29 protein-coding genes and 4 pseudogenes are annotated in these 23,974 nt (G+C 48.9%); 17 read left to right on the top strand and 16 right to left on the bottom strand.

From position 1 onward, the window contains the following. Nucleotides 1-26 precede the first annotated feature (26 nt). Nucleotides 27-404, top strand: a complete 378-nt coding sequence (locus MN084_RS07455; RefSeq protein WP_241086671.1) for a hypothetical protein — start codon at nucleotides 27-29, stop codon at nucleotides 402-404. Between the two features lie 352 nt (nucleotides 405-756). Continuing rightward, nucleotides 757-2,124 (top strand): adenylosuccinate lyase, encoded by a 1,368-nt coding sequence (gene purB / locus MN084_RS07450; protein WP_241086670.1) that lies wholly within the window; start codon nucleotides 757-759, stop codon nucleotides 2,122-2,124. A gap of 79 nt (nucleotides 2,125-2,203) precedes the next feature. On the opposite strand, the gene MN084_RS19480 is transcribed toward purB, so the two are convergent. The 6 genes and pseudogenes from MN084_RS19480 to MN084_RS07420 form a co-directional block, all read right to left on the bottom strand. Further along, entirely contained in the window at nucleotides 2,204-2,395 is a 192-nt protein-coding gene (locus tag MN084_RS19480) for a hypothetical protein (protein ID WP_445083908.1), read from the bottom strand. A gap of 164 nt (nucleotides 2,396-2,559) precedes the next feature. Continuing rightward, nucleotides 2,560-2,835 carry a DUF4158 domain-containing protein gene (locus MN084_RS07440; RefSeq protein ID WP_241086557.1) on the bottom strand — a complete coding sequence of 92 codons (276 nt, stop codon included), beginning with the start codon at nucleotides 2,833-2,835 and terminating at the stop codon, nucleotides 2,560-2,562. A 93-nt stretch (nucleotides 2,836-2,928) separates the two neighbouring features. Continuing rightward, entirely contained in the window at nucleotides 2,929-5,967 is a 3,039-nt protein-coding gene (locus tag MN084_RS07435; protein WP_241086558.1) for a Tn3 family transposase, read from the bottom strand. A gap of 131 nt (nucleotides 5,968-6,098) precedes the next feature. After that, the gene (locus MN084_RS07430) at nucleotides 6,099-6,269 is read right to left on the bottom strand and encodes a nucleotidyltransferase substrate binding protein (RefSeq protein WP_320416437.1); all 171 of its coding nucleotides are present in this window, start codon (nucleotides 6,267-6,269) and stop codon (nucleotides 6,099-6,101) included. Nucleotides 6,270-6,294: 25 nt separating this feature from the next. Beyond that, entirely contained in the window at nucleotides 6,295-7,140 is an 846-nt protein-coding gene (locus tag MN084_RS07425) for a restriction endonuclease subunit S (protein WP_241086607.1), read from the bottom strand. A gap of 329 nt (nucleotides 7,141-7,469) precedes the next feature. Then, nucleotides 7,470-8,957, bottom strand: a pseudogene (locus MN084_RS07420) (type I restriction-modification system subunit M); the annotation flags it as partial. A gap of 620 nt (nucleotides 8,958-9,577) precedes the next feature. Here MN084_RS07420 and MN084_RS07415 point away from each other — a divergent pair. The 4 genes from MN084_RS07415 to MN084_RS07400 all read left to right on the top strand — a co-directional run bounded on the left by MN084_RS07415 (nucleotide 9,578) and on the right by MN084_RS07400 (nucleotide 11,081). After that, nucleotides 9,578-9,721: a hypothetical protein gene (locus tag MN084_RS07415; RefSeq protein WP_241086608.1), complete on the top strand. Its 144-nt coding sequence runs from the start codon at nucleotides 9,578-9,580 to the stop codon at nucleotides 9,719-9,721. 170 nt (nucleotides 9,722-9,891) lie between these two features. Further along, on the top strand, nucleotides 9,892-10,455 hold the full coding sequence (locus MN084_RS07410) for a response regulator transcription factor (protein WP_330178452.1): 564 nt from the start codon (nucleotides 9,892-9,894) through the stop codon (nucleotides 10,453-10,455). A 135-nt stretch (nucleotides 10,456-10,590) separates the two neighbouring features. Then, nucleotides 10,591-10,785, top strand: coding sequence for a hypothetical protein (locus MN084_RS07405; protein WP_241086609.1), 195 nt, complete (start codon nucleotides 10,591-10,593; stop codon nucleotides 10,783-10,785). Nucleotides 10,786-10,973: 188 nt separating this feature from the next. Beyond that, nucleotides 10,974-11,081, top strand: coding sequence for an ATP-binding protein (locus tag MN084_RS07400; RefSeq protein WP_241086610.1), 108 nt, complete (start codon nucleotides 10,974-10,976; stop codon nucleotides 11,079-11,081). 82 nt (nucleotides 11,082-11,163) lie between these two features. Here the strand turns inward: MN084_RS07400 and MN084_RS07395 are convergent, their stop codons facing one another. The 4 genes from MN084_RS07395 to MN084_RS07380 form a co-directional block, all read right to left on the bottom strand. Then, a complete protein-coding gene (locus tag MN084_RS07395) occupies nucleotides 11,164-11,373 on the bottom strand; it encodes an ATP-binding protein (RefSeq protein ID WP_330178451.1) in 210 nt (69 codons plus the stop codon). Between the two features lie 404 nt (nucleotides 11,374-11,777). Then, a complete protein-coding gene (locus MN084_RS07390; protein ID WP_320416439.1) occupies nucleotides 11,778-12,407 on the bottom strand; it encodes a TRAP transporter large permease subunit in 630 nt (209 codons plus the stop codon). Beyond that, nucleotides 12,365-13,567 (bottom strand): TRAP transporter large permease subunit, encoded by a 1,203-nt coding sequence (locus MN084_RS07385; RefSeq protein ID WP_320416440.1) that lies wholly within the window; start codon nucleotides 13,565-13,567, stop codon nucleotides 12,365-12,367. Before MN084_RS07385 ends, MN084_RS07390 begins: the two co-directional genes overlap by 43 nt. Nucleotides 13,568-13,622: 55 nt before the next feature. Beyond that, the gene (locus MN084_RS07380) at nucleotides 13,623-14,510 is read right to left on the bottom strand and encodes a TAXI family TRAP transporter solute-binding subunit (RefSeq protein WP_445083952.1); all 888 of its coding nucleotides are present in this window, start codon (nucleotides 14,508-14,510) and stop codon (nucleotides 13,623-13,625) included. Between the two features lie 375 nt (nucleotides 14,511-14,885). Here MN084_RS07380 and MN084_RS07375 point away from each other — a divergent pair, with 375 nt between their 5' ends. From MN084_RS07375 to MN084_RS07355, 5 genes are all read left to right on the top strand, one after another. After that, entirely contained in the window at nucleotides 14,886-15,041 is a 156-nt protein-coding gene (locus tag MN084_RS07375; protein ID WP_241086613.1) for a hypothetical protein, read from the top strand. A gap of 17 nt (nucleotides 15,042-15,058) precedes the next feature. Next, the gene (locus tag MN084_RS07370) at nucleotides 15,059-15,208 is read left to right on the top strand and encodes a transposase family protein (RefSeq protein WP_241086614.1); all 150 of its coding nucleotides are present in this window, start codon (nucleotides 15,059-15,061) and stop codon (nucleotides 15,206-15,208) included. Between the two features lie 74 nt (nucleotides 15,209-15,282). Next, nucleotides 15,283-15,420, top strand: coding sequence for a hypothetical protein (locus MN084_RS07365; RefSeq protein WP_320416385.1), 138 nt, complete (start codon nucleotides 15,283-15,285; stop codon nucleotides 15,418-15,420). Between the two features lie 35 nt (nucleotides 15,421-15,455). Continuing rightward, complete coding sequence (locus tag MN084_RS07360) at nucleotides 15,456-15,602, top strand: transposase (protein WP_277400116.1); 147 nt, start codon at nucleotides 15,456-15,458, stop codon at nucleotides 15,600-15,602. 243 nt (nucleotides 15,603-15,845) lie between these two features. Then, complete coding sequence (locus MN084_RS07355; protein ID WP_241086615.1) at nucleotides 15,846-16,022, top strand: transposase; 177 nt, start codon at nucleotides 15,846-15,848, stop codon at nucleotides 16,020-16,022. Here the strand turns inward: MN084_RS07355 and MN084_RS19475 are convergent. Beyond that, nucleotides 15,998-16,132, bottom strand: a pseudogene (locus MN084_RS19475) (transposase); the annotation flags it as partial. The gene MN084_RS07355 and the pseudogene MN084_RS19475 overlap by 25 nt on opposite strands. A 633-nt stretch (nucleotides 16,133-16,765) precedes the next feature. Here MN084_RS19475 and MN084_RS07345 point away from each other — a divergent pair. From MN084_RS07345 to MN084_RS19470, 3 genes and pseudogenes are all read left to right on the top strand, one after another. Beyond that, on the top strand, nucleotides 16,766-16,966 hold the full coding sequence (locus tag MN084_RS07345; protein WP_241086616.1) for a cold-shock protein: 201 nt from the start codon (nucleotides 16,766-16,768) through the stop codon (nucleotides 16,964-16,966). A 1,207-nt stretch (nucleotides 16,967-18,173) separates the two neighbouring features. After that, the gene (locus MN084_RS07340; RefSeq protein WP_241086617.1) at nucleotides 18,174-18,368 is read left to right on the top strand and encodes a transposase; all 195 of its coding nucleotides are present in this window, start codon (nucleotides 18,174-18,176) and stop codon (nucleotides 18,366-18,368) included. A gap of 276 nt (nucleotides 18,369-18,644) precedes the next feature. Continuing rightward, nucleotides 18,645-18,764 (top strand): annotated as a pseudogene (locus MN084_RS19470) (helix-turn-helix domain-containing protein); the annotation flags it as partial. Nucleotides 18,765-18,772: 8 nt separating this feature from the next. Here MN084_RS19470 and MN084_RS07330 read toward each other — a convergent pair. The 5 genes and pseudogenes from MN084_RS07330 to MN084_RS19465 form a co-directional block, all read right to left on the bottom strand. Beyond that, nucleotides 18,773-19,645: pseudogene (locus MN084_RS07330) on the bottom strand (IS256 family transposase); the annotation flags it as partial. A 41-nt stretch (nucleotides 19,646-19,686) separates the two neighbouring features. Continuing rightward, nucleotides 19,687-19,881, bottom strand: coding sequence for a transposase (locus tag MN084_RS07325; protein WP_241086618.1), 195 nt, complete (start codon nucleotides 19,879-19,881; stop codon nucleotides 19,687-19,689). Next, complete coding sequence (locus tag MN084_RS07320) at nucleotides 19,827-20,012, bottom strand: hypothetical protein (protein ID WP_330178450.1); 186 nt, start codon at nucleotides 20,010-20,012, stop codon at nucleotides 19,827-19,829. The genes MN084_RS07325 and MN084_RS07320 overlap by 55 nt, the downstream gene beginning before the upstream one ends. Continuing rightward, nucleotides 20,009-20,239 (bottom strand): transposase, encoded by a 231-nt coding sequence (locus tag MN084_RS07315; RefSeq protein WP_277400449.1) that lies wholly within the window; start codon nucleotides 20,237-20,239, stop codon nucleotides 20,009-20,011. The genes MN084_RS07320 and MN084_RS07315 overlap by 4 nt, the downstream gene beginning before the upstream one ends. A 196-nt stretch (nucleotides 20,240-20,435) precedes the next feature. Then, nucleotides 20,436-20,513 carry a hypothetical protein gene (locus tag MN084_RS19465; protein WP_445083951.1) on the bottom strand — a complete coding sequence of 26 codons (78 nt, stop codon included), beginning with the start codon at nucleotides 20,511-20,513 and terminating at the stop codon, nucleotides 20,436-20,438. A gap of 459 nt (nucleotides 20,514-20,972) precedes the next feature. Here MN084_RS19465 and MN084_RS07310 point away from each other — a divergent pair, with 459 nt between their 5' ends. The 3 genes from MN084_RS07310 (at nucleotide 20,973) to MN084_RS07300 (ending at nucleotide 23,974) form a co-directional block, all read left to right on the top strand. Further along, nucleotides 20,973-21,653, top strand: a complete 681-nt coding sequence (locus MN084_RS07310; protein ID WP_241086620.1) for a TIGR00153 family protein — start codon at nucleotides 20,973-20,975, stop codon at nucleotides 21,651-21,653. Between the two features lie 124 nt (nucleotides 21,654-21,777). Beyond that, nucleotides 21,778-23,043 (top strand): inorganic phosphate transporter, encoded by a 1,266-nt coding sequence (locus MN084_RS07305; RefSeq protein ID WP_241086621.1) that lies wholly within the window; start codon nucleotides 21,778-21,780, stop codon nucleotides 23,041-23,043. Between the two features lie 298 nt (nucleotides 23,044-23,341). Further along, complete coding sequence (locus MN084_RS07300; RefSeq protein ID WP_330178449.1) at nucleotides 23,342-23,974, top strand: serine/threonine protein phosphatase; 633 nt, start codon at nucleotides 23,342-23,344, stop codon at nucleotides 23,972-23,974.

Here is a 23,974-nt window from a genome sequence, read left to right as displayed (position 1 = left end):
CTCCACTGATACCTAAGGAATAACTAATGAAAACATTTCAAGCTCTCCTGTTCGCTCTCGCTTTCATGCTTTCCGGCTGTACTGAAAGCACTTCGCCTCAGGCAGAACAAACACAACCAGAAGCTATGGAGAAGCCAACAGAGACACCGATCGTCGAGAGATCCTCGGGAGAAAAAAGCATTATCGATTCCACAAAAGAGATGGGACGGGAGACTTGGGATAAAACCAAAGAGATTTCCAGCCAAGCAGTGGATAAATCAAAAGAAATTTATCAATCCGCCAAGGAAACAGGGAGTAAGATTGGAAGCACTGTAGTCGAAAAGTCCAAATCTGCCTGGGGGAAAACCAAAGAGATATCGGCTGATGCCATGGAGAAAGCCGGCGAAGTTGGCGAGTCATTATAAAGAGAAATCCAAGGGGCTGTATGACAATGCCACTAATAGTGAAAAAAGTCAGGACGCGCCAGTTTAAGTCTCATGAGATTTAACAGATATCACCCTCCACATACGGACTATTGAGTGGATTCTACGGGTCATTGCATCCGTTTTGATCGTTTCCGAGCACGAATGGGGACCCGCCAGGAAACCAATAACTCACCACGCAAGACGCGAGGAGAAGAGACCGGTTAACATTTATTTTTCTTCATCTGCTTGGTGGTAAAAACGGTATGATTTGGCAGACACTAAACTTTAATCACTCTGCCAATTGGGATGGTACAATGCATCGTTTTGTTCAAATAGTTGACATAGGTATCCCATGGAAATCTCTACTCTTACCGCCGTCTCACCGATAGATGGCCGATACGGTGGAAAAACAGCCAATTTACGCCCTATTTTCAGTGAATTTGGTCTTATTAGGCATCGCGTTCTGATTGAGGTTCGTTGGTTGCAGGCCTTGGCCAGGCATCCAGATATCTCAGAGGTGCCTGCGCTGAGTGGACACGCAGATAATATTCTTAACAGTATTTCTGATAATTTCTCCAATGAAGATGCTCAACGGATAAAGAATATTGAGCGAACCACCAATCACGATGTGAAAGCGGTGGAGTACTTCCTGAAGGAGAAGATCACCGGTAACCAGGAACTGGAAGCGATTAGTGAATTTATTCACTTTGCCTGCACCTCGGAAGATATCAATAACCTCTCCCATGGACTCATGTTACGCGAGGGCCGGGGGCAAGTACTTCTTCCCCAGATGGATGACCTGATAAACGCGATTCGCCAACTTGCCCATGAGCACGCCGATAAACCCATGCTATCGCGCACCCATGGTCAGCCAGCCTCCCCGACGACCCTTGGCAAAGAGATGGCCAATGTGGTCCATCGGCTTCAGCGGCAGCGTGATCAGATAGCTAATATCACATTACAGGGTAAAATCAATGGTGCCGTGGGTAACTATAATGCTCACTTCTCCGCTTACCCGAACGTTGATTGGCCTGAGTTTGCTGAAAACTTTGTGGAATCGCTGGGATTGACCTGGAACCCCTATACCATTCAGATAGAGCCTCATGACTACATGGCGGAACTGTTTGGTGCGGTCGCCCGTTTCAACAACATCGTCATCGACTTCTGTCGGGATATCTGGAGCTATATATCACTTGGCTACTTTAACCAGAAAACCATAGCGGGAGAAGTTGGCTCGTCAACCATGCCACACAAGGTAAATCCGATCGATTTTGAGAATGGCGAAGGTAATATGGGGCTTGCCAATGCTCTGCTAGGCCATCTGGCCATGAAGCTACCGGTTTCACGCTGGCAGCGCGATCTGACAGATTCCACAGTACTCCGCAACATGGGGGTTGGCCTTGCTTATACCACCATCGCCCTTCAGTCAGTGATGCGAGGGATCAGTAAGCTGGAAGCCAACCCGCAACGTCTGGCGGAAGATCTGGATGCCAACTGGGAGGTTCTGGCCGAACCTATCCAGACAGTGATGCGGCGCTATGGTGTAGAGAAACCCTATGAGAAGCTCAAGGAGCTAACCCGTGGCCAGCGCATAGGGGCTGAAGAGCTGGCAGTTTTTGTTGATGGACTGGAGATTCCGGAGGAAGCAAAAGCCGCACTGCGGAAGCTTACTCCCGCCAGTTATATCGGTAATGCAGAAGAGCTGGCTAAGAATATTTAGTCGTCCCTGAGGTATCGGCTGAAGATCTGGTTCTTTGAACCTTTTGAGACAGACCTAAATGCTGTATAACTGCCCGTCATTAAACCCAAACAAGGGTGAGGATAGGCAGATGATCGACAAGAAAGAGCTCCAGGCGATAGCCTAGGCGGCCGCTAATCACATCAAAACTGAAGAAGACCTCAACGAGTTTCGGCCAATGCTGACCAAAATCACGGTCGATGCAGCACTCAACGTTGAACTGGATTGACCTTTCCCCCAAAAATAGAGCCATGACAAGGATGAGATTTCCAATTAGTCTGTAGCATTTTGAGGGGGAAAGTGACGATAAGAAGTTGGAAATTATTAAGCAAGTTTCGCCAGTGGCTTGGCATAACATCAATTTGAACGGAACTTACAGCTTTAGCTTTGAACAAAACCTACTAGATTTGGATGAAATTATGCAATCAATCGTGCAAAATGAAAATTAAGCCACCTCTGTAGGCCTTGTGGGGTATGGGCTGTAGAGATAAGTGTCACTTTAGGACGGAATGTCCCCAGAACCCCAATAGCATAGCATTTATGATTGCGATCCCTGATGGATTTAATAACGTCCTGCTCCAGATCATTCAGAGTAAAACTGATACGTTTTTCTTCCAGTGACAGGCTGGGAACGCCATATAAATCGTTAATTTCTGCTTCGTGGAGTACGGTCAGGCGTTCTTTATAAGGCATAGGCTTCTCGTAAAAGCCGGAATATTACTATAATTGGGGTCCTAGGGATTTTCCCTCGTAAACGGACATAAACGGCTAGATCCCATGCCCTGCTTACGTTTCCGGATGTGGGTACTTTTCCTGAACAGGCTTATAACCGTCGATTGAGCTCATTAATTCGTCCAGATCCGGCAATTTCCCACTCATTTGGAAGTTGTAGGTGCCTTTCAGGTTGATGTTGTACCAGGCAACTGGGGAGGCTTGTTTGACGATCTGGATTTTTTCATCATCCTTCTGATATTCAAAGCTAGTCAGCAACTGACTGAGTATGGCCGAGTTAAAGTAGATTATAGCGTTGGTAACCAGGCGAGCACATTCGTTCCACAGTTGGATCTCCTCATCCGAGCTGCCGCGGAACTGATCACCATTGACGTTGCTGATTGCACGACGCAGTTGGTGGTAAGCCTCGCCTCGATTGAGTGCTCGCTGAACGTAGTCGCGCAGACTGACGTCATCGATGTAGTTGAGTAAATAATTCGCTTTCACCATACGATTGTATTCCGTTAGTGCCCCGAGTAACGGGTGGCTGCTTTTGTAACCTGAGAGCTTTCTAACCAATGTCGCTTGCGTTGTTTTGCGTTCATAAAGTGAGATCATGATCCGTTGTATAGTATCCCAGTGAGCCGCGATGAGCTTGGTGTTGATGGGCTTTTTCAGACTCAATTGGATTTTCTTATCCTTGTCTTCTTTGACATCGAACATCTCATTGATGACACGACCCACCTGAGCATAGCGTGGAGCAAAGCTGTACCCAAAGAGATCTAGCAATGCGAAGTTGATGTGATTGACTCCGTGCGTATCGGTAGACAGTACGTCTGGCACGATCTCGGAACTATTGTTCATCAGTAGATCGAAGATGTAGTGGGACTCGTGCTCGTTAGCACCGATCACACGAGCATTGATGGCCGCATGATTGGCGATCAAGCTCATGGCCGACACGCCTTTTTGCGTGCCAAAGTATTTTGACGAGTAACGTGTTTTAAATGTCTCACGCCGGGATTCGAACTTCTGACCATCAGCACTGGCGTGGATAACATCTTCTTGGATATTGTAGTGCTTGAAGATCGGAAGCTTAGCCGTTGCGTTGTTGATGCGATCGTTGGCTGCGTTCAGTGTTTCTAACCTCAGATAGTTCGCCTGAATGGTGCTGAGCTGATCGTAAGTGCGATCGGATATTTGAGCGATACCATAAATGCCTTGGTTGGTCGCGTTGCCCACCAAGATAGCCAACAGGTCATACTCGTGTGCTCGGCTCTTCGACTGTGCACCCAGTACATGCTTAAAGTCATCAAGGAAGCCTGTGTCGCGATCGACCATTCGCAACACATCGGCAACGCCAGTCGTGGGTAGTTGCTGGAAGAACGGATTATTGACCAAGTACTTTTTGTTGGCCGTGGGTAAGCGCCAATGGCGCTTTCCTTTGGGGTTTCTCAGGATAATATTTCGGTTGTCATCGTGTTCTAGATAGTGACTCACTTCTTGTAATCTAACACCCAGGTTTTTGGCCATTTGGTCAATGAGTTTGTTGGGATTGGCGGCTAATTTAGGCAACTGGGTGCGCTCTAATAGCGCGTCTTTTTCTTCTGTCCATCGCTCACGATTGACTAGATCAGCCTCCAAAGCCCTGTATTTAAACACATTTGGCAGTGTGAGCTGGCCATTCAACCGATTGGGGATTTGCAAGTAAAGGAACCATTCGTACCGACCTTTATTCATCACGCCGCTCGAGTCTTGCATGAACGACAATTGCTTCTTGGTAGGCAAGCGGCTATCCATTGCGCCGATTGAGATTTCACCATCGGCGATAAGATCACGCTGCGCACGATGCAGTGTAGCTGCCAGGCGCTGTGTTTTTTCACCGCCTTCAAAGTGCAAGCACAGGAATAGATCACGAAGTAAGCCTTCTCGTAAGCTCACCCGGTGATCGAAGTACTGCCACGTGGCCTCTTCAACCGATCGCTTTTGATCATTCAAAAACAGGCAAACGGATTCCAGATCTTTCGCCGCTAGAAGTTTAAAAGCATGCTGCCGTAACGCCCCAAACGGTTGTTGTTGATCTACTCTGTCGTCGATAAAAAGACGCAACACTTGCGCCGCTTTACTGACGTTACTCGCAGCTCGTTGCCAGTCTTGATAAACAGATTCTCTCGCGTATATTTTGGCTTTCTGTTTTCTTTGAAAAAGATGATGAACAAAGCCATCGGCTATTCGTTCCAGTGCCTGTTGCCAACGCGATTGCAAATAGCACAACAAGTAGAGGCGTTGATAACCAACAGGTTGGCGTTTTAGTTTGGCACCATAGTAAGTCACTCTTTCAGCAAAGTACTGCTGATTCTTCAACGATATTGATAGCTGACTTAAAACCTCATCGACTTCTAGCATCCAAGATTGAATGTGCTGATGTACGGCGAGTTCTTTTTGCAACTCACTCCTTGTAATGTTCTTAGCCGCCATTCTTAACCGCCGTAGAGTCAGTGGGTCATTGCCTTCGACAAAGTCAGACAACATAGAAGTCAAGTCAACAGAGATGAGGTCTTCGAGTTGGCGAATGAGTTGATCGTTGGTAGCACTGACGACATCACTGATCAAGTCTTGCAAAACTGAGTACCCAGGAATGCTAATTTTTTGTGCCGCTAAGTATTCAATAGCCCTGTCAAACAACGCTCGCGGTTGAGCCCATGCTTGTGCGTGTTCGCGAAGGTCTATTGTCAGCGCGGCGCTGTGCCGTTCGTTCTCCCAGCGTTGATGGTTTGTTAATTCGTATATGCGATGATAGATACGCACACGAGTTTTTTGAGTTAGATTGAAGGGACTCAGACCGGAACCGGGAAACACTTCTGAGCAGACATATTTAATATCATGCTTGATCTGGTGGTAGCCGGGACTCAAAGAAATGGGCTTCACTTTAAAGTAGCCGAGCAACACAACGAACATGCAGCGTTGATCACGCCTGCGAATCTTCTGGCACTGGGCCAATTCGATATCATTGAGTGTGAAGAAGAATCGTTGATCGTTTTGATTGAGTGCTGGCGGGCCGAACAAGTCAACAATTTCCGCTTCGGTGAGGATCTTGAGTCGTTTCTCTGTGGTCATAATCGTTACCTAAAGGCCACGATTCTAGCCAAATTACCCTAAAATGTTCGGAAATCGAAAAGTACCCCTCTCGGGAAACGTAGGCGGGGAAAGGGATCTAGCCGTTTATGTCCGTTTACGAGGGAAAATCCCTAGGACCCCTTTTGGGTTTTCCAGGCCAATTCATGGTTATATTCAAAAGATTGGATCAACCCCTGCTCTTCCAGGTCATTCAGCTCTTTACGGTCGAGAAATTTGGTTAATTGTGCCAAGGCACGGTTCCAGTTATCCAAGCGTTGTATCCAGCGAATGTCTTCTGTCATGGGGTAATCCTCAAGTGTCTCGCCATTATACAAACATCTTCTGCAGAAGGCCTTTTTTGAAGGTTTCTGTATGGGTAATTTGATTGGTGACGGCTTGGATTTTTTTGTCTATTGAAGAGAGGGAGTTGGCGATTTTTTGTTGTTCTTCTGGTACCGGCTGAGGTATATCCAACTTCTCAAAATTGGTTTTTGAAATCCCTAATACTGAGACACCTTGCGCAATACGCTTAACTTGCTTTCGGAAATCGTTGCTTTGAAATAGGTATCCTGAAAATCCACTTCTGAAACTATCTTTTGGCCTCGCTATATATGTATGTAGGCCTGCCACTAAAGAATTAGATTTAACATTAATAATCTCAATAGACTTCCCAATATCATCAAGATCCTCTGAAGCATCAGCAATGACTATATCACCATTTTTACAAAATTCTGTCTCTGTAATATTTTTACTTGATTTTCTATCTTTAATAAATGGTGCATCCGCAACATCTTGATCGAACTGTACAAAATATTTTGTATGTATATCACCATAGTGGATATTCTGAATATCCCCTTTTTGACATGTAAGTTTTTCACGAGACAAGCTATTTGTTTTTACCCATCTATAGACATCACTTACTTTTTTTTCTTCCCAATCAAAAAAATCCGTGCCATCATCCTGTGTAAAGCGCAGTTGCTGCGAGAAGATTTTTTGCATCAGGCTGCGCTTCCAGGTTTCCAGCCGCTCGCGCTTGCGACGTAGTTTGTTGAGTTTGGTATCGATCGAGCCTAGAAAGGTTGCAATTTTTTGTTGTTCTGCTAATTTCGGTAATTGTAAAAAGAACCTTCTTTGCATTGTAATTGGTACTTGATTTCTCGTAGACTGAGACATCACCCTTGAATATTGTCTTTATGAAATATATCGTGCTGAGAGAGCTGAGTAGAAAATAATTATCGATCTTGTTTAGGTTACACCGATTAAGTAAGTAACCGTAGTACTTAAGAATCACATAATCTAAGTTGGTCACCAATATGCCTACTGGCCCTACTGTTGCATTATGGGCGAATATGACATCGCCATTCATAGCTATTCCTTTCTTGAATTGCTTTGCTCGTGGCACAGGCAACCGCTTTGAATTACGTAGATTTACAGTATTCCCATCTAAATCGCTTGCAGTAACATACGGTATACCTTTACTCGAGAATTCTTCACTTCTTGGCAAGATCTACCGGCTCCTCCTCCTCAAAAGTATCCACATAACGCGGTATGTTGAGGTTGTAGTCATTCTCCGCTATTTCACTGAGCGTGGCTTTATAGCTGTATTTATCCTCCTCACTCCGTTGCCGGTAGGTTTGTACAATCTTGTCGATATCCCGGGGGCGCAGTTTGTTCTGGTTTTTGACCTTTTCAAAATGGGCGCTGGCATCGATAAACAGCACATCTTCAGGGGTGTTCCCGGCATTTTTTGAACACCAGTATGCTGGTGGGGATGCTGGTGCCGTAGAAGATATTGGCGGGGAGGCCGATGACGGCATCGAGCCAGTTCTGCTCTTCAATCAGGTAGCGGCGGATATGGCCTTCGGCAGCACCGCGAAACAGGACGCCGTGGGGCAGTACCACGGTCATGGTGCCGTTTTCGCCGAGCTGGTAGAGCATGTGCTGTACAAAGGCGAAGTCGGCTTTGGATTTGGGGGCGAGTCTGCCGTACCGGGCAAAACGGTCGTCAGACTCAAACAGTTTATTGGCGCTCCACTTGGCGGAGAAGGGCGGGTTAGCGACCACCGCCTCGAAGCGTTTATCCTGGTGTTGCGGGTGCTCCAGGGTATCTTCCTGTTTCAGATCGAAGTTACGGTAGTGGACGCCGTGGAGAATCATGTTCATGCGTGCCAGGTTGTAGGTGGTGTGGTTCATCTCCTGGCCGTAGAAGTCACCGACGTGCTCCACCTCACGGGCGACCCGCAGCAGCAGCGAACCGGAACCGCAGGTGGGGTCGTAGACCGATTTGATGCGTTGTTTGCCGGTGGTGACGATGCGCGCCAGTATGGTGGAGACGGCTTGGGGGGTGTAGAACTCGCCGGCCTTTTTACCCGCGCCACTGGCGAACTGACCAATCAGGTATTCGTAGGCGTCGCCGAGGATAATCACTTTCGGCATCGTGCATACCGAAGTCGATCTTGTCGAGGTGAAGCAGTATTTTGGCGATGAGGGCATTTTTGGCTTTTTCCGTCCGGCCCAGTTTGGTGGAGGTAAGATCGAGATCTTCGAACAGGTGGTCGAAGTCGTCTTCACTCTCGGTGCCCATGGTGGAGCGTTCGATATGGTTGAGCACTTTGGCCAGGTCATCGAGGATAAAGTTATCGACAATGATGTCATCTGCCGCTTCATCACCCTTGTGGGCACCCCGTTGAGCCATGCTGCTGAACAGCTCGGAAGGTTTTAGAAAATAACCCAGTTGAGCGACGGACTCCTCTTCGATGGCGGCGAGCATCGCCTGCCCCTGCTCGCTGCTCTCATCGATCTCGGTAAAATCGATACCATCTTCACTCAGAATGGTGTTAGCATACTGGTGCAGTGTTTCCGAGAGGTATTTGTAAGAAGATGAAACCCAGGCAGTAGTCGCGGAATTCGTCGGCATTCATTTTGCCTCGCAGTTCGTTGGCAATGCTCCAGAGCTGTTGTTCCAGTTTTTTCTTTTGGTCTTCGGTCATCGGCTCTTCACTGTGATCAAACCACCCCAACAGTTATAGCCTTTGGGGTAGGAAAATTAGTCAATTTGAAAATATTCCGCAGACTGGACCATACTCTGTTTCGGCTTTGCCTGGTGGTCCCCACGAGAATTAACACCCTAGCGTTCTGCTCCCGGGTCTCTCTTTCGTTGTGGGCTCCTTCCAGTGGAATCATATACTGCCCTCTATGAATCTGCGGCAATGCTTTTGGCTGCCGAATTATGGCGTATGTAAAAAAGCATCATACTGCTGAAGAATATTAACAGATTCAGACAATTAGGGAATAGATTTAGATTAGTTTGTCGAAATCTTTGGATTTATGCAGCGATAGGCAAAGTGTTTGCACCCTCTGAGAGATATTTGCTACCTACTGATCTCTGCGAACAACCTGTTCATACCCAATGTAGGCGACACCTTGGTGCCTGAATGCCGTAGAATTTACCCTCTCCTTCTGGCCGCGTTACAAACTGTTACACACTGTTACCCAACGGCGAGGTTTCGACTTCTTGGGGAGACTACTCTATCTCTGTCAAATCAACGAACGGAGAGAAAAATGAAACGTGTAACCAAAATTTCCCTATCAGGATAAAGCGGTTGCTCTGGTGAATTCACAGACCCGGTTTGTCGATGAACGGGCGCCTGTTGTTATCGCTGCCTTTGGTGATTTCTATGACAGCCTGACGACCCGGCAGCAAAATGAGATTCGGGGGTTTTTACGTCGCCATAGTGAGCATCGCTATAACTGAGTTGTGGCCGATGAGGATACAAATCATAGGGGGTGGGCATTCTATCCCATCCCTACAGATTATCTTCAATTAAAGTTACCCTTTGCCCATGCATAATATCCTGCTGATCGATGATGATGAGAGACTGGCCAGCCTGCTGGTTCAGTATTTTGATCGCTACGAGTTGCGGCTTGAAACGGCTCGAAAAAGGGGGCTATGCGCTGGTGATTCTGTATGTCATGTTACCTGAGAGGGATGGCTTCGAGGTGTGTAAACTCATCCGTAAAACCAGCCAAATACCGATCATCATGCTGACCGCTCGGGGTGATGTGATGGACCGGGTTGTCGGGCTGGAACTGGGTGCCGATGACTACTTGCCAAAACCCTTCGAGCCCCGTGAGCTGGTGGCGCGAATACAGAGCATTCTAAAGCGCTCTGCACACCAGACACACCAGCCCCATAAGCTCTGCTTTGGCGAGCTGGAGATCGATACCGGCATGAAGCGGGTTGTTCTCAACAATCAGGAGATTCATCTGAGTACCATGGAGTATCAGCTATTGGAGTTTCTGGCGCAGAATGCCGGAATCACCAAAAGCCGGGATGATATTCTTAACGCGCTGAAAGGGGTGGAGACGGAGTTGTTCAGCCGTTCAGTCGATATTGCCGTCAGCAGACTGCGGCAAAAACTCAAACCACTTGAAATAATCAAAACCATTCGTGGCAGTGGTTATCTGTTTGTCGGTAACCTATCATGAGATTCTGGTCAAAAGAGCACCGCCCCTCGCTGACCGGAAAACTGCTGCTGCTTTTTCTGGTTGTGGGGGTGCTGTTTGTCGTGCTCGTCATTTGAAGCGAATATCCGGCCGCATTTAATCCAATATGCTGAATATATGCAGCAGGATATCGGTATCCCGCCTGACCGGCAGCGGGCCGCGACTCTGGCGGAAAAACTGAAAGTGGATATCTACTTTGACGAACCGGATGGCCGCTGGTCTTCAAATGGCCACTCAATCAATACCGAGGATTTAAGGTTTAAACGCAGCTTCTATCACAATGATACAGATGTATGGCATGGCCCGGGGTGATGACCTGGAGTTCTTCTGGGCTCGGTTGGGTGATACAACCGTCTACATCGGCATCCTGAGAGCACGGGGGAAGGCCTTGTTCATCTGCTACTGCCGCTGCTGATACTGTTCATTCTGTATCGTCTGATATTGCGCCTGATTCGCCCGATAAGTACCCTCTCCGACGACGTGAAACAGGTGGCTACGGGTTGGGTCTCTACCTTTGCCGCGTAATCGCTGAGGCCCACGGTGGGAATCTGGTCATCAGCAGCACACTTGGTGAAGGAACAAGGGTGATGGTGAAGTTGCCGCTATGAATGGCGGTTTTTCTCTCCATTCATGCCCGGGATTCGCTGATCTGATTCAATCGCGTGAAGTGGCTCTGCTATGGCCTCTTCATCAAGAGACCAGTACAGGCTCTTCACGGTAACCAGACGAAAAGGTGGTGCCTTTACCTAATTCGGATTCAACTGTGGTGTTTCCATCATAACGCCGAATCAAGCCATAACTTACCGATAACCCAAGTCCGGTTCCCTCCCCTTGCACTCTGGGTGCTGTAGAATGGATTGAATATCCGGCTGAGCTGATCCTGTTCCATCCCCGTGCCATTGCCCTGAATCGAGGTCATAACGCCTTTATCCCGCCAGTCACTGGTAGTCATGCGACTAAGGCCTTTATCTTTTTCCAGCTTCGACAGCCGGTTATTGCCCCGGCCGCCAGTCTCCCGACAACACCCGCCTATCTACCGCTGCTGAATCTCAACAAGGTCGATGAGGTTGCCATCTTTATGCTAAGGAGCCTCTGATTAATTCATGAATCGGTGTCTGACGGCTGAAATCTCCCAGCTCTGCGTTGAAAATCTTGGCAATAGCCGACTATTATCGCCTTGATCCGAAAGATTTCAACTCGTCATCCATCCGATCCAGAATTAATCAGAGGCTCCCTAAACTTCACCCATCAGAGGATGCAGCACGATCCTTATAAAATTTTATACTTTCAGCATGAAAACCAAGTCATGCAGAGATGCCGAAAGCAAAAATGCCCCCCAAGCCGAGGATGAACAAAAGAGGCCGCTGCCAGAAAGCGATTTGACCACCAATCAGGCCCCTGCTCATCAACCATAAACCTACCGCAACCTTGGCAAACGCCGCCAGTGCCAACAGGAGATTATCGCCTGGATAGAGCAGTGCTGTATTGGCGACAAAAGCGAGCGGCACAATATAGAGCCCAAGACCGAGACGCATCGCCTGACCGGCGACCGGCACCCATGAAGTCTGCGCCATACCTGCTGCGATAAAGACCGTGCCACACACCGGCGGCGTTATCGTGGAGAGCAGTGCATACCAGAAGACAAACAGATGTGCATGCAGAGGTGCCATGCCAAGTTCCTGCAATGCCGGGCCTGCAACCGAAACACAGATCACGTAAGCAGCTGTGGTTGGCACCTCCATTCCCAGAATCAGGCAGGCCAGAGCCGTCAATAGCAGCGCCAGCCATAACTGGCCTCCGGCGAGATTCAATATCACCGAAGTGACTTTGATGCCCAGTCCGGTCTGGTTCAACACACCGATCACCAGCCCGGCACAGATAATAATCGAGGCTATCCCGGCAATCTGCCGTGCTGCATTGATGCATTGATGCAAGCATTGGAGAGCCGGGTTATCCAGCGGCTCAGTGAAAATTTGAATCTGTCATCTGTAATCAACAGTAATGCGGAAGAAAAAATAGCGCCTGCAGCGGCAAACTGAGGCGTATAGCCGGTAAAAAAGAGCACCGTCAGCAAGACAGTAAAAGGGATCAGAAAAAACGGGGCCAACCGGGAAACAGTCAGCCCATCGGGAATCTCTTCCCTTTTCATCGCGGTCAATCCATAACGCCGTGCAAACAGATCGACACCGATCCAGGCCGCTAAAAAGAAGAGTATCGCCGGTAGCAGTGCCGCCGTCATAATGTCGGTGTAACCGGTGCGCAACAGCTCCATCATGACAAATGCGCCCGCCCCCATCAGCGGCGGCATAATTTGCCCGCCGCTGGAGGCAACCGCCTCAACCGCAGCGGCAAAACTCGCCGGGTAGCCAAGGCGCTTCATCGTCGGCAACGTAATGGCACCGGTGGATGCCACATTGGCAGAGGCGGAACCGGAGATAGAACCGAAGAATGCCGATGAGAGTACCGACACCTTGGCTGCACCTGCCCGGTAGCGGCTGGCCAGTTTGGTCGCCAGCGACATAAAGGCAGTGCCGCCCTCACCTGCGCCGACAAACGCGCCTAGTATCACAAAAACGGCCACAACATTAACCGATACACCGGTCAGGGGTCCCCAGATACCGCCCTCCGCGATAATCAGTGTTCCGAGAAAACTGCCCAATGGAAGTCCGGGGTGACCAAATTCACCGGGGAAATATTGCCCCAGGACACCGTACATCAGGGCGATAAAAGCAACCGTGGGGAGAGCCAGTTTAATTGCTCTCCGGGCCATTTCAAGCACCACCAGAATCAAACCGATGGCGAGAATATATTGGCCCGTTCCCTCAAGGTAGGCGTATTGCTCAACCAGCTGATTCCGGTTGAGTGCTATATAGGCACAGGCAGAAAGCCCAAAGGCACAGATAAGGTAGCTGCTGATCCGCTGCAGCAGCCCTCCTTTTACTTCGATGAGAAAGATCCAGGGCAGTGCGAGAGCTAGGTGAATCGGCCTGCTGATCAGATTTGGTATAAGCCCGGTGAAAATCAGATAGAGATGAAAAAAGACCGAGATGATTGCCAGCACAATCACCCCGTATCGGCGCAGCAGAGTAATCATTCAAGTGTTCATTGACTCCCCACACCTCCTCGGCACGGGAAGTTGTTCAACACAATCAGAGTAGCTGTTCAGGGATTGTCGCACCGGCTTCCTTATAGTATATCACGGCGCCTGGATGGAGCTTCCCACCCAGCGTCTTCAAGCTGTCAAACGTCACCGCATTCCACCAGGGATTGGCTTCGCCCATTGCCTGTTTCTGCTCCCAGTAGGTTTTGGTCAGCCGGTAGGCTGTTGTATCGTCCATGGCGGTGGTTGTATAGGCGCCAACGGGCAATGAGGTGGTGGTCACATCGTAGTTAACACCGGGATAGGTACCCGCCGGGATCACCAGTTTGGTGCGCTTGGTTTTAACCACCTGTTCATCCGTCATGCTGATCAGGCTGATTTCAGTCCCGGCGGCAGAGTTGAGCTCCACATCGACCAGATCGACCTTCCCTTCCAGACCAAACAGTTTGATATATTTTGCCGCTTCCCTGGCACCAAAACTCCCCTTGCCGATGAGGAATTTTTTACCGGTCAGGTCACGGAACTGCTTAGTACCGGAATCCTTTCGCACAACCAGATGCATGGTGAGCGACGGGATAACAAACAGAGCACGGATTTTTTGATAGTTGGGACTGGCATCCTTGAACATCTTTTTGCCACCCTGGGCTAACTTGATCAGCATCGGTGGTGTGGTAAAGACATAATTTCCGCTCCGATGGGCCACCTCTTTGACATTCTGAACAGAGCCCTGGCTCTCTTCAACGGTGGTAATAAAATCGCCATTGGAACCCCGCTTAACCGCCTCAGCAATCTGCACCGCCATCTGATAATAAGATGACGTGGATTTAGCTGATTTATAGGCAATCCGTGTCTCCGCCATTGCAACACCGGCAGCGAACAGTGAAATTGCTGTGGCAGCAATCACTCCCTTGAGGCTCAACCTCCACCAATTTTGCATTTTCATCAGATCTTTCCCATAAATAATACTGTGAACCAACATGTTTTTAAAACTGACCGAAAGAGACAAAATACAACCAGGTCAGCAGAATTCACTCATCGGTAACCATACTAAATAAAGAACCTTTATGGAGCAAAAAAACAGATCTTTCAGCGTTATTCCGGCAGCACTAAAATGCCGCCTGTTGAAACGGATTTATGTTCGTCAATGAGAGCCTATGAACGGATATGGAAAATAGGATAGCAGAGACAACTTGACCTCTTTTATTACTCTTCCCCCAATAGAGTGGGTAGATTAACGTACCCCCTATGAGAGATAAAGATCTACACGCCCAGATCCTGGGTATCAAGCCCTTGGCAGGTTAGCAGTGTAGAGTTGGCTCTGTCAGAGGGAGAGGTAACGGTACAGGTTGAGCAGGAGGCAGGTGCCAAGCAGTGTTGTTCAACCTGTGGGAAGATCTCATCAGGCTATGACTCACGCAAGCCCCGCTGGCGGCACCTGGATACCTCTGCCAGTACAACACTATTCTGATAGCAGATGCGCCCAGAGTGAAGTGTGAAGAACATGGGATGGTCACCGTGCCAGTTTCCTGGGCGGAACCGTGCTATGGATTTACTGCAATGTTTGAGGCACTGGTGATCGACTGGTTGAAAGAGGTATCGATCTCGGTAGTCTCCCGATTGATGGGGCTGGGTTAGAATGCCATTGATGGAATTATGCAGCGAGAGGTTAAGCGAGGACTGGCACGTAGAACAGAGATCAGCTCAACACGATAGGTGTTGATGAGACGGTCTTCAAGAAACGCCATGATTATGCAACAGTCTTACCAGGCCAGGATGCAGGTACAGTGCCACACGTGGGCAGTGACCGCAAAAAGGCGACGCTTAAAGCACATGGTACGAAAGTCTGACAGAGGAGCAGCGAGAAGCGATAGAGAGTGTCTCCATGGATATGTGGCCAGCCTTTATCAATGCCACACTGAAAAGCCTGCCTAGGGCTGAAGAGAAGATTGCCTTTGATAAACTCCATGTCGCCAAGTATCTCGGTGAAGCAGTAGACAAGGTACACGCTGCCAAGAGCACAAAGCGCTGATGGCTGATGGCTGAAGGCTATGAGGACCCTTAAAGTCAGCCAGTATGACTGGCTCTGCAACCCGGAGAACATGACGTGCAGACAGAAATTGAGGTTCAGCACAGCTGAAGACTGCCCGCGCCTGGGCGATCAAAAGAGTTTGCCATGTCGCTCTGGCACTATGCCAGCAAGGCATGGGCAAGGAAAGGCTGGGAGCGGTGGTTGTCATAGGCAGCACGCAGTCGCCTGGAGCCAATCAAGAAGATGGCGGGAACAATCAAGGATCATCTGTGGGAAATATTGAACGCTGTTGTTTTGGAAGTAAGTAATGGTCCGGCAGAAGGCCTCAACAGCCGAATCAAGATGATCAAGGTGCGTAGCAGAGGTTTACGTGGTTTGCCAATGCAATCTACTTCCAGCAATTTATATTGTCCTGCATAGGCAGGATCTCCCCATACACGTGTTTCGTTTCCATGTATCAGGTCTTCCAACACCTGGGAGCCATGGACATTGGCCGGTGTCACCACTATTGAGTGGATCAGTTTGGTTCTGTGGATGCGTAGCATGCGTTCTAGACCAATGGACTTTCTATCTGCTCCCTTGGATTTGGGTAACAGGGTGCTATAACCTCACCAAGCTCCTTCCAGCGGGATGACTTGCTCCATCTCATCCAGAAACTGTTCCTTGCGATTTTTTTCGGTATTTCTCGAATCCGTTGGCTTCTAAGCTTTGCTGCTCCATTATTTTCCTGACATCGGTAATCAATAGGGTGATGGTATACGATTTCTAGAATTAATCAGAGATGCCCTAACATACAGCACATTTAGATCACTCCTACCTACCGAGAGAAAAGCAACTAAATTTTCTGTAACATTAACATGTTAACCATACTCTAAGCAGGCCAAGAAATAACACGTGCAGATGCTTACGAGAGGGTAAGGAGAGCTCTCAAGGACACGGATTTTTTGGAAAACAGTCGACAGATGGAAGAAACTATTGAAAAATATTGTTTGTTTCTATTTGACATTTTGAATGGGTATATTATATGGTTCGGACAGTGACAGTATTATCTTGTAGCAGTTTCGGTAGATCTATAGCAGTGTATATAGCAAAACCTTCCGTTATTTCGCAACAACGATCTGCACGCTAATGCATTGTTTTTAAAATTGTTTGAGGTAACCGTAATGGCTACAGGCATAGTAAAGTGGTTCAACGAAAGTAAAGGTTTTGGATTTATTGCCCCCTCCGATGGCAGCGATGATGTATTCGTACATTACAGCGCAATTCAGAACTCAGGTTTCAAAACTTTGGTTGAAGGTCAACAAGTGACTTTTGATACAGAGCAAGGCCAAAAAGGCCTCAGCGCAGTAAACGTTCAGCCATAATGTAGAACGAATTGCAGGATCGACTTTATCCAGAATAAAAGCCCCGCCTATATGGCGGGGCTTTGTTTGTGGTTGCAATAAAGGCTTCCTTTCAGGCTGCTGATTGGTGTTTCAGCATCCACTTACGCCTCCTAGCCTTTCCATCTTATCTCTAAAGCCATTTCGAGGAGGTGCATGAACCCAGCGATTCATCGGGTATCAGGCAACTGAGGAGGATAGCCGGAATTCCGGAATCAGAAAAGTGACAAGTAAGAGATTAGTCGCTCCAGCCGATGCAAAAATCCGAAAGTACAGGATGTAGGCTACCGCAGTGGATAAGATGGCCAGACTGATGATTACGGCAACTGTACCCATCCCAGAAATCTCAAGACTGAACGGCCGGTCTGTATAGACAGCAACAGGGCAGAACAATTGAAGACGCAGCAGTAACCTGACCCGCTGCAGCGACAACCAAGTTTATCCCCATCGCCTTGAACCGGCGACCGAACACGCTTGCAAATGTGTACGACATCACTACGCTAGGCACTGTAACCTGGGCTGAAACATCCGCACCCAAAGCCGACAAAGCGTGGAAGACCCAATTACTAAAATGACCCAGACGCCAAGAAATTGCCGAACAGCTTCATCCGTGTTGTACGTTCATCTGCCAAAAGAACCCCGACCACGGTGACAGTGAAAAGCAGTGTGGAGGCGTCTAGGATAGAGGCAAATCTGGAACTATACAGGTTTGCCGCCCCTCAGACAATGAGAGTGAATAGAATAACCTTATTGAGCAATCTCATTATGAGAAATGCCCTCCATGCTCTGACAGTCAAGCGAAGAACCGGAGCGCAGCTGCTGCCAGGGTCATGCGTAGAAGTATAATTGTCAAGGGCGACAATTCGGATATAGTTACCTCGATGAGGGAAAAAGAGCCACCGCAGAGCGTGGATAATGTCAGCAACATTACCCACTCCTTAGTACCCATCTGGAGATTGACTGAAGGGTTCATTGCCCCAGCATCACTGACTTGAGTAGCATTCTAGCGGGCGTTCTCTTCCTGCGTATTCCGGTTTCTTGCTATTTTCCTTCGCTTGGATTGCCCCCCGAACACTAGACCAGTGGTATGTTAGGTTTTCCTCTACCTGAGGAGGACCAGGATGAAGAAGGGACATTTTTCGGATGAGTAGATCGTGGCTGTACTGCGCGATGCAGAGGCAAAACAGCCGTGGCGGCAGCACGCAAACACGGCGTATCGGAGCAGTCGATCTACCGTTGGCACAACAAGTATGCCGGGATGGAAGTTTCAGATGTGCGGGAGCTAAAGCGAGTCAAGGATGAGAACATGCGGCTCAAAAAGCTGCTAGCAGAACGTGACCTGGAAGTAGAGGTCATGAAGGAGATACAAGCAAAAAAGTGGTGAGCCCCCACGCAAAGCGCGCCATTGTAGATTCAAGGGGTTGATGCAACACATTATACTCAATGATCAATTTATGGGGATTATGTGATGGCAAGACTTGGCAGACCTGGACTCACAGATGATCAAAAACAAGAACTATGGTCACGTTGACGGAAGGGAGAATCACTTAGTGATATAGGCCGTGCCCTCGAAAAACAGCCTGGATCAATTTTTGGTGTGCTAAGACTATTTTGAGGGTATTGCCCTTCAGTTCGGAAACGATCTCAAAATGCTCTCAGCCTGGAAGAACGTGAAGAAATATCCAGAGGGCTTTCCGTAGGCTTGTCTTTGCGTCAGATAGCAAGAGACCTTGATCGCTCACCCTCAACCATAAGCAGGGAAATTCAGCGCAATGGGGGAATGAACCGCTGTAGCGCTTCATCTTCGGTGACAGGCTTATATATTTTCTTCAGGTCTGCCGTCACTGCCTTGTAGTCTTTCCAGGGCACGTACTTCATCGAGTTGCGCACCATGTGAACAATACAGAGCTGGATCTGAGTCTCTGGAAACGCTGTATTGATTGCGTCTGGAAAGCCCTTCAGGCCATCGACACAGGCTATCAGGATATCCTTCACGCCGCGATTCTGGAGCTCTGTGAGTACATTGAGCCAGAACTTGGCACCCTCATTCTCTGACAGCCAGAGCCCCAACAATTCCTTGTGGCCCTCCATGTTCACGCCCAGTGCTAGATAAATTGCCTTATTGGTCACTTTCTTGTCTTGCCGGATTTTTACGACAATACAATCCAGGTAAATAATGGGATAGACCGCATCCAGTGGCCTAGATTGCCATTCAATCACTTGTTCAATAACAGCGTCAGTCACTTTGGAAATCAAGGTGGCGGAGACATCAGCACCGTACATTTCTTTAACGGTCGTGACGATTTCTCGTGTTGTCATCCCCTGGGCATACAAGAAAATAATCTTGTCGTCCATGGAAGTAAATCGACGCTGGTGTTTTTTAGCGAGCTTGGGCTCGAAACTCCCAGCTCTGTCGCGTGGTGTATCGAGCTCGAACTGGCCAGCTTCCGTTCGGTTAGTCTTACTGGCATAGCCGTTGCGGTTATTGGCAGCTTCGGACTGCTCGTGCCTTTCAAAGCCAAGATGATCATCTAACTCAGCGTTCAGTGCCGCTTCGGTCGTAATCTTGGTTAGCATCTGCTGGAAGTCTTTGTGGTCGTCTTCCGTCTTGATATTTTTAGCGGCCGCATGAGCGATCGCCTGTAGTTCTTTCTTGTTCATAGTGCCTATCCTCAACCACGCTTGGGTTTAATGATAGACAGTTACACAGAATTTAGGTCTGTCCCCAGACCCGCTTCTGTTGCGGAAACCTTGCTACGCACCTTGATCATCTTGATCCGGCTGTTGAGACCTTCTGCCGGCAAAATAACGGCGTTCAATATTCCCAACAGATGATCCTTGATTATTCCCGCCACTTTCTTGATTGGCTCCAGGCCACTGCGCACCGCCCATGACAACCACCGCTCCCAGCCTTTCCTTGCCCGTGTCTTGAGAATGACATGGCAAACTCTTTGACCGCCCAGGCACAGGCAGTCTCCAGTGTGCTGTCACGTAGCGCCTTGAACCGCAATTCCTGTCTGCGCGTCATATTCTCCGGGCTGTAGAGCCAGTCATACTGGCTGCCTTTAGGGTCTTCGCTTTGTGCTCTTGGCGGCGTACCTCGTCTACCGCCTCACCTAGGTGCTTGGCGACATGGCATTTACCAAAGATAATCCTCTCTTCAGCCCTAGGCAGGCTTTCCCGTGTGGCATTGATAAAGGCTGGCCACATATCCATGGAGACACTCTCTATCGCTTCTCGCTGCTCCTCTGTCAGACTTTCGTACGCGTCGCCTTTTTGCGGTCACTGCCCACATGTGGCACTGTACCTGCATCCTGGCCTGATAAGACTGTTGCATAATCATGGCGTTTCTTGAAGACCGTCTCATCAACACCTGTCGTGTTGGGCTGATCTCTGTTCTACGTGCCAGTCCTCGCTTAACCGCTCGCTGCATAATTCCATCAATGGCATTCTAACTCAGCCCCATCAATCGGGAGACTGCCGAGATCGATACCTCTTTCAACCAGTCGATCACCAGTGCCTCAAACATTGCAGTAAATCCAGAGCCCGGTTCCGCCAGCGGCGCTTGCGTGGGTCATAGCCCGGTAAGATCTGCCCACAGGTTGAACAACACTGCTTGGCACCTGCCTCCTGCTCAACCTGTACCATTACCTCTCCCCCTCTGACAGAGCCAACTCCACACTGATAACCTGCCAAGGGTTCTTGATATCCAGGATCTGGGTGTATAGATCTTTATCTCTCATAGGGGGTACGTTAACCTAACCACTCAATTAAATGAAAACACCGATGAGCTGCTACGTCATTGCTTTTCTAAAAGAACTGATTGGCGAAAGGTCACTGATCTAATACTCGTAACTGTAGTGGAAAAACTCAACAATCGACCTCGGAAATGCCTCAATTATCAGACACTCAACAAAGTCTTTCTGAAAAGTACAGGTGGTACGCTTACAACTTGAATCCACCTTGTTCACTTTTGGAGAAGAAATAAATGCTGAAAAAAAATCCGATTGCCTCCCTGATGGGAAGCTCCCCTTTCAAACCCATGCAGGCGCACATGCGAATCGTCAGAGAGTGCGTAGCTGAAGTGCCTGGTCTATTTGATGCTCTGATTGCCGGAAATCAGAAAGAGGTCGCTGCCCATAAAGAGCGGATATTTGCCAAAGAACAGGAAGCCGACGATCTGGAGCATAGCCTGCGCACCCATCTACCAAAAAGTCTTTTCATGCCAGTCGACAGACGTGATTTTCTGGACGTGCTGACGGTTCAGGACAGCATTGCAGACACCGCTCAGGATATCGTCGGCCTTATGATGGAGCGAGACATGTCGGTGCCTGAAGGCATGGAAGCCCCTCTCAGAGCACTGGTACAACGCTGCGTCGACACCTGCAACCATGCTGCAACCATTATTGAAGAGCTGGATGAACTGCTTGAAATGGGTTTCCGGGGAAAAGAAGTGACCAAAGTAGAAGAGATGGTCGCCAAGCTCAATAAAATTGAAGACGAGACGGATGAGATGGGAATGGGGCTAGCTCGCATACTCTTCTCGAAAGAAGATGATATGAAGCCTGTATCTGTCATGTTCTGGTATCAGATGATCCAGTGGATAGGCGATCTGGCAGACAACGCTGAAGAGGTGGGCAATCGGATGCGCTTGCTGATCGCCCGGTAACCGGCCGACACCTTCCCCGACACTCACCGGTGAAGGGTCTATTTTCACGCTTCTTGATTTCAACAGATCGGGCGCATATACAAAAAATTGTGCGTTCCTGTGATTGGGTTTTAAGGATTCCATTATGGAAATCATCTCTGAATGGGGCACTGCGTTCCTGGTAATGGCCGTTATTTTTGGCTTCTACATGACATGGGGCATAGGTGCAAACGATGTCGCCAATGCCATGGGCACCTCTGTCGGTTCCGGTGCCATCACCATAAAACAGGCGATTATCATCGCTGCAATTTTTGAGTTTGCCGGTGCCTTTATCGCGGGTGGCACGGTAACTGGAACCATCCGCAAGGGAATTATCGATCCCAGCGCAATTTCAGGATCACCTGAACTGCTGGTGTACGGCATGCTGGCCGCACTGCTGGCAGCAGCTATCTGGCTGATGATCGCCTCCACCCGTGGCTGGCCGGTCTCCACTACCCATACCATCGTTGGCGCCATTGTGGGTTTCGCCTCGGTCGGTATCGGCGTTGACGCGGTCAACTGGGGGAAAATTAGCGGCATCATTGCCAGCTGGCTGGTATCGCCTCTGGTTGGTGGCGTTATTGCGCTGTTGCTGATGATCAGTATCCGCAAGCTTATTCTCAATGCCGATAATGCATTTGAAAAAGCCCAAAGGTGGGCACCCATGTATGTATTCCTGGTAGGCTGGATCGTCTCCCTGGTCACCATCTTCAAGGGCCTCAAGCATCTCAAACTCGAACTCACGGTTATCGAGAGTTTCGTCGCTGCCACCGTGTTCGGCATCATCGTCGCCATTATCGGTAAAATGATGATCAGCCGAGTGAAAGTGGATAAAGATGCAGACAAAAACTTTCATTATGCCAGTGTAGAGAAGATCTTCACGCCATTGATGATCTTCACAGCCTGCGCCATGGCCTTCGCCCATGGATCAAACGATGTTGCCAACGGCATTGGTCCTCTGGCGGCTGTCGTATCCATCATCGACAGCGGTGGTGAAGTGGCACAGAAGGCTGGACTGCCGATTTGGATCCTGATACTCGGCGGTGTAGGTATCGTGATTGGTCTGACTACCATGGGTTATAAGGTGATGCAGACTATCGGCACCAAGATTACCGAACTGACACCGACCCGTGGCTACTGCGCCACTCTGGCGGCAGCCACCACCGTGGTGCTTGCATCCAAGACGGGTCTTCCGGTTTCCACTACCCAAATCGCTGTAGGCTGTGTCATGGGTGTTGGCTTGGCACGGGGTGTTGGCGCTCTGGATCTGCGCGTAATCGGGAACATTGTCATCTCCTGGATCATTACACTACCTGCCGGTGCAATTCTGGCCGCAGCCTTCTTCTTCCTGTTCAAAGGAATCTTTAGCTGATACTGGCCCGAAGGAGAGAAAGCCTCCCAGTGGGGGGCTTTTTTTATCACTGATATTTCATAAGAAGCCTCTGATCAATTCATGAATCGGTGTCTGACGGCTGAAATATCCCGGCTCTGTGCGTTCAAAATCTTGGCAATAGCCAACTATTACCGGCAATTTTCGCCTTGACCCGGAAGGTTTCAACTCGTCATCCATCCGATCCAGAATTAACCAGAGGCTCCTTAACTGATTTACTTTTTAGGGCTATATTGATTATTGTGCTTTTGTCAGGTGATATCAGATAGACTGATTAAAGATGATCAGCCACCAAGATAAAACAATGTTTTGCTTAAAGAGTAAACCAATTGAAAAGCTGAAGGTGATCAAGGACATCCCCTTCCCGAGTGATGTCTCTTTTCGAAAATTGCTCATCAGCGGTCCCCCAGGCGCGGGGAAAAGCACTCTGGTAAGAAAGCTCGGAGGCTGGCTGGAAGAAGGCTACACCGATCTTACCATGCATAAATGGTGGGCTGCCCAATCCCTGGCACTGCGTCCCCGGGAGATCCACCTGGGGCTCCCTTTCAAAGGTTTCAAGAAAGCGCTTGCAGTCTTCGAGAAAGAGTGGACAGAGGCAGACCTTCCACTGGAGCTGGAGCTGGAAAGAATCAAAATCCCGCCGCTTAAACGCCACCTCTTATCGGTCGACTGGCACGCCAGGTATGTATTTGAATTTCTGTTGCCACCCAGGGGCATGCTTTTTGAGCAACGCCAGAAACGAAGCCAGAGCGGCACTCATCATGTGGATGCCAATATAGAAATCGATCAAGTGAACAGGCAAATTATAACTTATCAGATAATTGCACACTATCTTCATCAGCAGGGACTCAATGTCTATATCCGCGAAGGAACCGAGGGGCTTCCCCTCCGCATTATCGACCCAGAGAATTAA

It is taken from the genome of Candidatus Vondammii sp. HM_W22, assembly GCF_022530855.2.
GTDB lineage: Bacteria > Pseudomonadota > Gammaproteobacteria > Chromatiales > Chromatiaceae > Vondammii.
This window is presented reverse-complemented; position numbering and strand designations above follow the sequence as displayed.